The organism is Komagataeibacter kakiaceti JCM 25156 (assembly GCF_000613305.1).
Genome location: NZ_BAIO01000085.1, coordinates 1 through 7,879 on the forward strand (window position 1 = coordinate 1; position 7,879 = coordinate 7,879).

Consider the following 7,879-nt stretch of genomic DNA (forward strand, 5'->3'; position numbering starts at 1 on the left):
CCGGCGTGACCGGCATCGGCCATACACGCTGGGCCACCCATGGCGCGCCCACGGAAAACAATGCCCATCCGCACGGGACGGAGCGGGTCTCGGTTGTCCATAACGGCATTATCGAGAATTTCGAGGCCCTGCGTCAGGAGCTTGAAGAAGCGGGGCAGGTGTTTTCCACCGAGACGGATAGCGAGACCATAGCCCAGCTTGTCGATTATCACCTCCAGCGCGGTCTCTCCCCGCGTGAGGCGGCGCATGCCTGCCTCAAGCGGCTGGAAGGGGCCTACGCGCTCGCCATGATCTTCGCCGGGCATGACGGATGGTGATCGGCGCGCGCCACGGCGCGCCGCTGGTGGTGGGCTTTGGCGATAACGAGATGTTTCTGGGCTCGGACAGTCTGGCGCTGGCCCCGCTGACCCGCCGCATCGCCTATCTGGATGACGGGGACTGGAGCGTGATTACCTCCGCCGGGGCCGAGTTCTTCGATATGGCAGGCAATCCGGTCGAACGGCCGGTCAAGGTCACCGCCCTGATCGCGGCCTCGGTCGGCAAGGACGGTTACCGCCATTACATGGAAAAGGAACTGCACGAGCACCCGGTGGTGATCGGGCAGACGTTGCAGCGCCTGATCGACCCCGCCACCCGCCGTGTGGTGATGCCCGAACTGCCATTCGATCTGGCGTCCGTGCCGCGCGCGGTCATTACCGCCTGTGGCTCCGCCTTCTACGCGGGCATGATCGGGCGCTACTGGATCGAGCAGTATGGTCGTCTTCCGGTCGATATCGACGTGGCGAGCGAGATGCGCTACCGCAACCCGCCGCTGGCGCAGGGCGGTCTGGGGCTGCTGATTTCCCAGTCGGGCGAAACGGCGGATACGCTGGCGGCCCTGCGCGGGATGCGCGCGGCGGGGCAGCACATCGTCTCCGTGCTCAATGTGGAACAGAGCACCATGGCGCGTGAAAGCGACGCCGTGCTGGGCACGGTGGCCGGTCCCGAAATCTCGGTGGCCAGCACCAAGGCCTTCACCGCCCAGCTTTCGGTGCTGGCGTGCCTGACCATCGCCCTTGGCCGGGCGCGTGGCCTGCTGGATGCGCGGCAGGAGGAACGGATGGTGACCAGCCTGCTGGACCTGCCCAGCAAGGCGACGGAAGTGTTCGAACGCCATGATGAAATCCGCCGCATGGCCGAGATCGTGGCGCAGGCGCGCGATGTTCTCTATCTCGGGCGCGGCGCGATGTTTCCCGTCGCGCTGGAGGGCGCGCTGAAGCTGAAGGAAATCACCTACATCCACGCGGAAGCCTATGCCGCGGGGGAAATGAAGCACGGCCCGATTTCCCTGATCGACAACACGGTGCCGGTCGTGGCGACCGTGCCTCGGGGCCGCTGTTTGAAAAAACCCTGTCCAACCTGCAGGAAGCCCGGGCCCGTGGCGGCCGGCTGCTGGTGTTCACGGATATGGAGGGCGCGCCGCGCCTGCGTGACATTGCGGAATGCGTGGTCGCGATTCCCACGGTGGATGAATTCGTGGCCCCGATCCTGCAGACCATCCCGGTGCAGATTCTGGCCTATGAGGTCGCGTTGCTGAAGGGCACGGACGTGGACCAGCCCCGCAACCTCGCCAAGTCCGTGACTGTTGAATAGACACGGGCGCGGAACCGGCACAAACATCGCTCGTAAACACGATAATAAACAGGGGGTACGGCGCAGATGGCAGCACAAACGGCATTCTCCGGCGGGACGGGCCCGTCCGTTCTCGTGCGGGGGGCGGGCGTTTCCGGCCTGACCGCCGCCGTCACCCTGGCGGAGCGCGGGGCGCGGGTTCATGTGCATGAATCCGGGCCACGGATCGGATCGGGCGCGTCATGGCAGGCGGGCGGCATGCTTGCCCCGTGGTGCGAGGCGGAATCCGCGCCAAAGGAAGTGACCGCGCAGTCCCTCGCCTCGCTCGACTGGTGGGATGCGCATGTGCCCGGCGTGGTGCGTAATGGCACGCTTGTGCTGGCGCCCGCGCGCGATGTGGGGGAAGTGGCGCGGTTTGGGCGCCGTACCTCGCATTTCTCCACGATAGGTGAGGCCGAGGTGGCCGATCTCGAACCCGACCTGGCGGACCGCTTCTCCCGCGCGCTGTTTTTTGCCGGTGAAGGCCATGTGGACCCGCGCGACGCCCTGCGCGCCCTCGCCACCCGGCTTGTGGAACTGGGGGGCCGGATCGCGCTGGATGTCCCGGTTGATGAAGGGACGGATGGCTACGACTGGGTCGTGGACTGCACGGGTATCGCCGCGCGCGACCAGTTGGCGGACATGCGTGGGGTCCGGGGCGAGATGCTGCTGCTGCGCTGCCCGGATGTGACGCTGCACCGCCCGGTGCGGATGCTGCACCCGCGCATTCCCATCTATATCGTGCCGCGCGCCGACCACGTGTACATGGTGGGCGCGACGATGATCGAAAGCGAGAACGCGGGTCCGATGACACTGCGTTCGATGGTGGAGATGCTGGGCGCGGTCTATGCCCTGCATCCGGCCTTTGGCGAGGCAGAGATACTGGAAACCGGCACCGGCCTGCGCCCGTCCTATCCCGACAACATGCCCGCCGTCCGGCGGGAGGGACGCCATATCCACATCAACGGCATGTATCGGCACGGCTTCCTGCTTTCACCTGTCCGCGCCGCCGATGCGGCCGATATTGTGTTCGGTAATGCCTAATTCCTCCCGCAAAGGAGATGACCATGCAGATTCTGGTAAATGACCAGCACCATGACGTGATCGCCCCCACCCTGGCGGCGCTGCTTGAGGAACTGGGCTATGACGGCACGGCCCGTCTGGCCACCGCCCTTGATGGCAGCTTCATCGCCGCGGGCAGACGGGCCGCCGTGCCCCTGCATGAAGGCGCACGGGTTGAAATTCTGGCCCCCATGCAGAGGGTGAGGCCATGACCCTTTTTTATGGCACCGAACTTTCATCGCGCCTCATGCTGGGCACGGCGCAGTATCCCTCCCCCGAGATACTGATGGATGCCGTGCGCCGGGCGGGTGCTGGGGTTGTGACCGTATCGCTCCGGCGTGAGGCCGCGGGTTCGCGCGCGGGACATGCCTTCTGGGAGATGATCCGTACGCTGGGCGTGCCGGTGCTGCCCAACACGGCGGGGTGCCATACGGCGCGTGAAGCCGTGACCACCGCGCAGATGGCGCGCGAAGTGTTCGGCACGGACTGGATCAAGCTGGAGGTGATTGGCGAATCCGACACGCTCCAGCCCGACATGTTCGCGCTGGTGGACGCCGCCCGCATCCTGGTCGAGGACGGATTCAAGGTCTTTCCCTACATGACCGAGGATCTGGTGGGCGCCGAACGCCTGCTGCGCGCGGGGTGTGAGGTGCTCATGCCCTGGGGCGCGCCCATCGGTTCGGGCAAGGGGCTGAACAACCTGTTCGGCCTGCGTGCCCTGCGCGCGCATTTTCCCGATGTGCCGATGGTGGTCGACGCGGGCATTGGCGTGCCGTCCCATGCCGCGCAGGCCATGGAACTGGGGTATGACGCGGTGCTGATCAATACGGCGGTGGCCAAGGCCGGTGACCCGGCGGAAATGGCCCGCGCCTTCGCCATGGCGGTGGAGGCGGGGCGCATGGCCTATCTGGCCGACCCCATGGAAATGCGCGACATGGCCGTGCCGTCCACGCCGGTTATCGGGCAGGCCGTGCTATGAGCTTCACGCTTCCCTCACGCATCTATCCGGTAGTGGACGCGGCGCGGTGGGTCGCCCGTCTTGGCCCGGCGGGCGCGCGCCTGATCCAGCTACGCCTGAAGGATATGGTGGCGGACGACCTGCGGCGTGAAATCCGCGCGGGCGTTCACCATGCCCGCCAGCACGGGGTCAACCTTGTCATCAACGATCACTGGCGGCTTGCGATCGAGGAGGGGGGAGACTTCATTCATCTGGGGCAGGAAGATCTTGATACGGCCGACCTGTCCGCCATCCGCGCGGCGGGGCTGCGTCTGGGCATCAGCACCCATAGCGAGGCGGAACTTGACCGTGCGTTGTCCCTCGCGCCGGATTATGTGGCGCTGGGGCCGATCTGGCCGACGATGCTGAAAAAAATGCCATGGGGGCCACAGGGAACGGAGCGGCTGACGGTGTGGAAACAGCGCCTCGGTTCCATCCCGCTGGTGGCCATTGGCGGCATAACGCTGGCGCGCGCGCCGGACTGTATCGCAGCCGGGGCGGACTGCGTATCCGCCGTGTCCGCCTTCATCCGCATGCCCGACCCGGAGGAGCAGGTGAAGGCATGGCTCGCCGCGACGGATAAAGCCGCGCACCTGCGAAATCAGGATCTATAATACAGGATATATGTGTTGTTAATGCAACGCATGTGTGGCTTTATTGATACTTGATGCAACGGCACGGGTGGAACGGCTTTAATCCGTTGGGGCCGGTGCCATGGGCCTGAATTATGGCGGCACTGTAACAGGCGGGACATAATCTGTTCATGGTCGGCTGTTAGAACGGGTCCGTGGGCATGACACGATCGGGAATCGAGGGTTTTGAATGGAGATAGCGGGTCTGGCAGCAATTCTGATGGCCATTGCCGTGCTGCTTGTTGTTGTCAGCGCGGTCCAGCCGCTTGCCCGCCGTCTGGAACTGTCGGAAACCGTCCTGCTTGCCCTGGCGGGAATCGTGATCGGGGGCGCGGCCGATCTGGTGCTGCGCAACACCCATCTGGAAATGTTCAGCGGGGCGGCGGAAACGCTGCTGGATTTCCCGCTCAATAGCGAAGCCTTCCTGCTGATCTTCCTGCCCATACTGGTGTTTCAGGGGGCGCTGGGCATTGATGTGCGCAGGCTCGCGCATGAAACCGCCACCGTGCTGCTGCTGGCGGTGGTGGCCGTGGCCGTGTCCACCGCCACCATCGGCTTCGCGCTGTATCCCTTTGCCGGGGTGCCGCTGGTGGTGTGCCTGCTGCTCGGCTCCATCGTGGCGACCACCGACCCTTCGGCCGTTGCGGGTATCTTCAAGGAAATCGGCGCGGCCAGCCGGCTGACCCGGCTGGTGGAAGGCGAGGCGCTGCTCAATGACGCCGCCGCGATTTCCATTTTCACCATCCTGCTCGGCTCCATTACCTCGCACCACAAGATCATGCTGGGCGGGGCGGTGCTGGAATTCCTTGTCTCCTTTATCGGCGCGCTGATCATCGGCATCGTGTTCGGGCGGCTCACACTCATGATGATTCCGGCGCTGGGGGCGGCCCCGGCGGCGGAGGTCACGCTCACGGTGGCGCTGCCTTACCTGTCCTATATCGTCTGTGACGAGTTTTTCGGGTTTTCCGGGGTGGTGGCCACGGCGGCGTCCGGGCTGACCATCTCGATCTACGGGCCTTCCACTTTCCGGCCGCAGACATGGCGGTTCCTTAACGAACTATGGCAGCAGCTCGTCTTCTGGGCGGGTTCGCTGGTGTTCGTGCTGGCGTCCATGCTGGTGCCGCGCCTGCTGGTGGGCATGACGCGGTGGGATTGCGTGCTGATCCTGCTTGCGGCGGGCGCCGGGCTGCTGCGCGCGGGGCCGTGGTTTTCGGCATGCTGCCCATCCTTGCGGCCACCAAGCTCTCCCCCGCCGTGCCGACCCCGTTCAAGGTGACAATGGTATGGGGCGGGCTGCGGGGCGCCATTACGCTGGCGCTGGCGCTGGCCGTGACGGAAAACGAGCATGTCTCCAGCAGCATCGCGCATTTCATCGGGATCATCGCCACGGGCTTCGTGCTGATCACCCTGTTCGTCAACGGCCTGTCGCTGCGGTATCTGGTCCTGTTCCTCAAGCTGGACCAGCTTCCGCTGATAGATCAGGCGTTGCGCCACCAGATCCTCGCCATCGGGCTGGGAGAAGTACGCGATCAGACGCGCGACGTGGCAGGCGAGCTTGGTTTCTCCCCCACCGTGACCAGTACGGTGGTGGAGGTGCTGGACCGACGCGTCCATGCGGAAGAACAGGCCAATACCTTCGATACCGCCCTGGGTGACCGCCAGCGCGTGACGCTGGCCCTGATTGTCATCGCCAACCGTGAACGCTCCATCCTGCTCGACCTGTTCCGCATTCAGGGCCTGTCGCGCCGGGTGATGGAAACGCTGCTGCGCTCGGCCGAGGCGATGGTTGACGGCGCACGGCTGGAGGGGCGCTTTGGCTATGTGCGCGCCCTGCGCCGCAGGCTGCGGCCGTCACTGCGTTTTCGCGTGGCGCAGATGATCCATCACCGCTTCAATTTCGACGCTCCCCTCATGTACTGCATGATGGAGCGGTTCGAGATGCTGATGATCGCCTATTTCGTTTCCCTCTCGCTCACGCGCTTCATGCGCCAGCGCATGGAACCCACATTGGGCCACCGCATAAGCGAGATCGTGGGCGAGGTGCTGGACCGCCAGTGCAAACTGCTGGACGAGGCGTTGCAGACGCTGCGGCTGCATTACCATGGTTATTCGGAAGCGCTTGAGAACCGGATGCTGCGCCAGATCGCCCTGCGGCTGGAAGAGGAAAAATACGATAACCTGATGTCCGAATCGCTCCTGAGCGAGGAACTGCACCGCGAATTGCACCGTGATGTGGAACACAGGCGCGAACAGCTTGATTTCAGGCTGAAATTCAACATCCGCGCCGGGATCGAGAGCCGCATCCACAATTTCCCCCTGTTCGAGGGCGTGGCCGATGGCGTTTTGCATGACATCGCCATGAAAATGTCCATCCATTTCTCATCCCCCGGGGAGCGGCTGTACCGGAACGGGCAGAAAGTGCGCACCGTCTATTTCATCAGCGCCGGGCTGGCGGAGACGCATTACCCCAAACACGATGTCCGCTTTGGCGCGGGCGCGGTGCTGGGCGCGCAGGAGGCGCTGAAGAGCGGGCGGGCGAACGCCACCAGCCGGTCCCTGCAGTTCGGGCATTTCATGACCATGAGCGCGCGTGATTTCCGCAAGCTGGTCGAGGATTATCCCCGGATCGGTGAAAATCTCGAACGTCTCACGCAGGCGCACGCCAAGGGCGAACTGCCTGACGCGCAGCTTCTGCCGGCCGAAGGGGAAGAGGCGGAGGGAGCCCTGCCGTCCTATGACGCCATTGACCTTGCCACCGCCCCCGTCAATCGCGCCCTTCCGGCCCGCCAGCCCGACGACCAGACAACCGACGCCTGAGGAAAGCCGTGCCGGGCAGGGGAGAAACCCCTTCGTTTCCGGCTGACTTTTCACGGGCCCTGGGGGAAGTGGGATTCCGTTTTGGTGGGCTTCCGGCCTGGCGCGCCAGTTCAGGCCCGACGATCAGTGGGAGCGGATAACGCGCTGCCCCCATGCGCGGCCTGTGCCCTGCCGCGCCGTCTAGAACGCGCGCAGCAGCCGGTCGAGATATTCCAGTTCCTCTGGCGGGCGGGTGCGATCCGCGTCGCGGCGGCGGAGTTCCTGTTCGATCTCGCGTGCCCGCTCGCGGCTGGCGTTATCGGGCACATGGGTGTCGTTATCCATGCCCTGCCGTGTATCGCCGGTCTTGCGGCCCAGCGGGTCACGGTCGTTCCTGCTGTCGGTGGGCTGCTGGTCGTCGTCGTCGTCATCATCCTGCTCGCCGGGGCGGTTGCCACCGCTGCCATGGCTGCCCTGTCCATTTCCCTGGGACATCATGGGCAGGAAAACGGTCATGCCGCCATGGGCGCCCTGGTTGCGGATGGATTGGCGCATCTGCTGGTCGCCCTGCTGCAGGTCGGCCAGCACCTTTTTCTCGGCTCCTGCCGCGTCGGGATCCTTTCCGGTGGCCAGCGCGGCGCGAACCGCCTTCATGTCCGTCTGGGCCTTGTCGAGGGCGGGCGTATCCTTGCCGGAGAACTGCTTGAACTCATGGCGCAATTCATGCAGGGCGCCGGGCAAG

The 7,879-nt window shown here is 65.0% G+C and carries 5 protein-coding genes and 2 pseudogenes; 6 read left to right on the forward strand and 1 reads right to left on the reverse strand.

The window, feature by feature from the left end:
* From glmS to JCM25156_RS22275, 6 genes and pseudogenes are all read left to right on the forward strand, one after another.
* Nucleotides 1–1,632: pseudogene (glmS, locus tag JCM25156_RS22270) on the forward strand (glutamine--fructose-6-phosphate transaminase (isomerizing)); the annotation flags it as partial.
* Between the two features lie 66 nt (nucleotides 1,633–1,698).
* Nucleotides 1,699–2,694, forward strand: coding sequence for a glycine oxidase ThiO (thiO, locus tag JCM25156_RS07085; protein ID WP_025812607.1), 996 nt, complete (start codon nucleotides 1,699–1,701; stop codon nucleotides 2,692–2,694).
* Between the two features lie 23 nt (nucleotides 2,695–2,717).
* Nucleotides 2,718–2,924 carry a sulfur carrier protein ThiS gene (gene thiS, locus JCM25156_RS07090; RefSeq protein WP_025812608.1) on the forward strand — a complete coding sequence of 69 codons (207 nt, stop codon included), beginning with the start codon at nucleotides 2,718–2,720 and terminating at the stop codon, nucleotides 2,922–2,924.
* Nucleotides 2,921–3,691, forward strand: a complete 771-nt coding sequence (locus JCM25156_RS07095) for a thiazole synthase (protein ID WP_025812609.1) — start codon at nucleotides 2,921–2,923, stop codon at nucleotides 3,689–3,691. Before thiS ends, JCM25156_RS07095 begins: the two co-directional genes overlap by 4 nt.
* Complete coding sequence (locus tag JCM25156_RS07100; RefSeq protein WP_025812610.1) at nucleotides 3,688–4,323, forward strand: thiamine phosphate synthase; 636 nt, start codon at nucleotides 3,688–3,690, stop codon at nucleotides 4,321–4,323. Before JCM25156_RS07095 ends, JCM25156_RS07100 begins: the two co-directional genes overlap by 4 nt.
* A gap of 208 nt (nucleotides 4,324–4,531) precedes the next feature.
* Nucleotides 4,532–7,158, forward strand: a pseudogene (locus tag JCM25156_RS22275) (cation:proton antiporter).
* Nucleotides 7,159–7,338: 180 nt separating this feature from the next.
* Here JCM25156_RS22275 and JCM25156_RS22280 read toward each other — a convergent pair.
* A partial coding sequence (locus tag JCM25156_RS22280) for a DUF4175 family protein (RefSeq protein ID WP_148299353.1) occupies nucleotides 7,339–7,879 on the reverse strand: 541 nt, incomplete at its 5' end.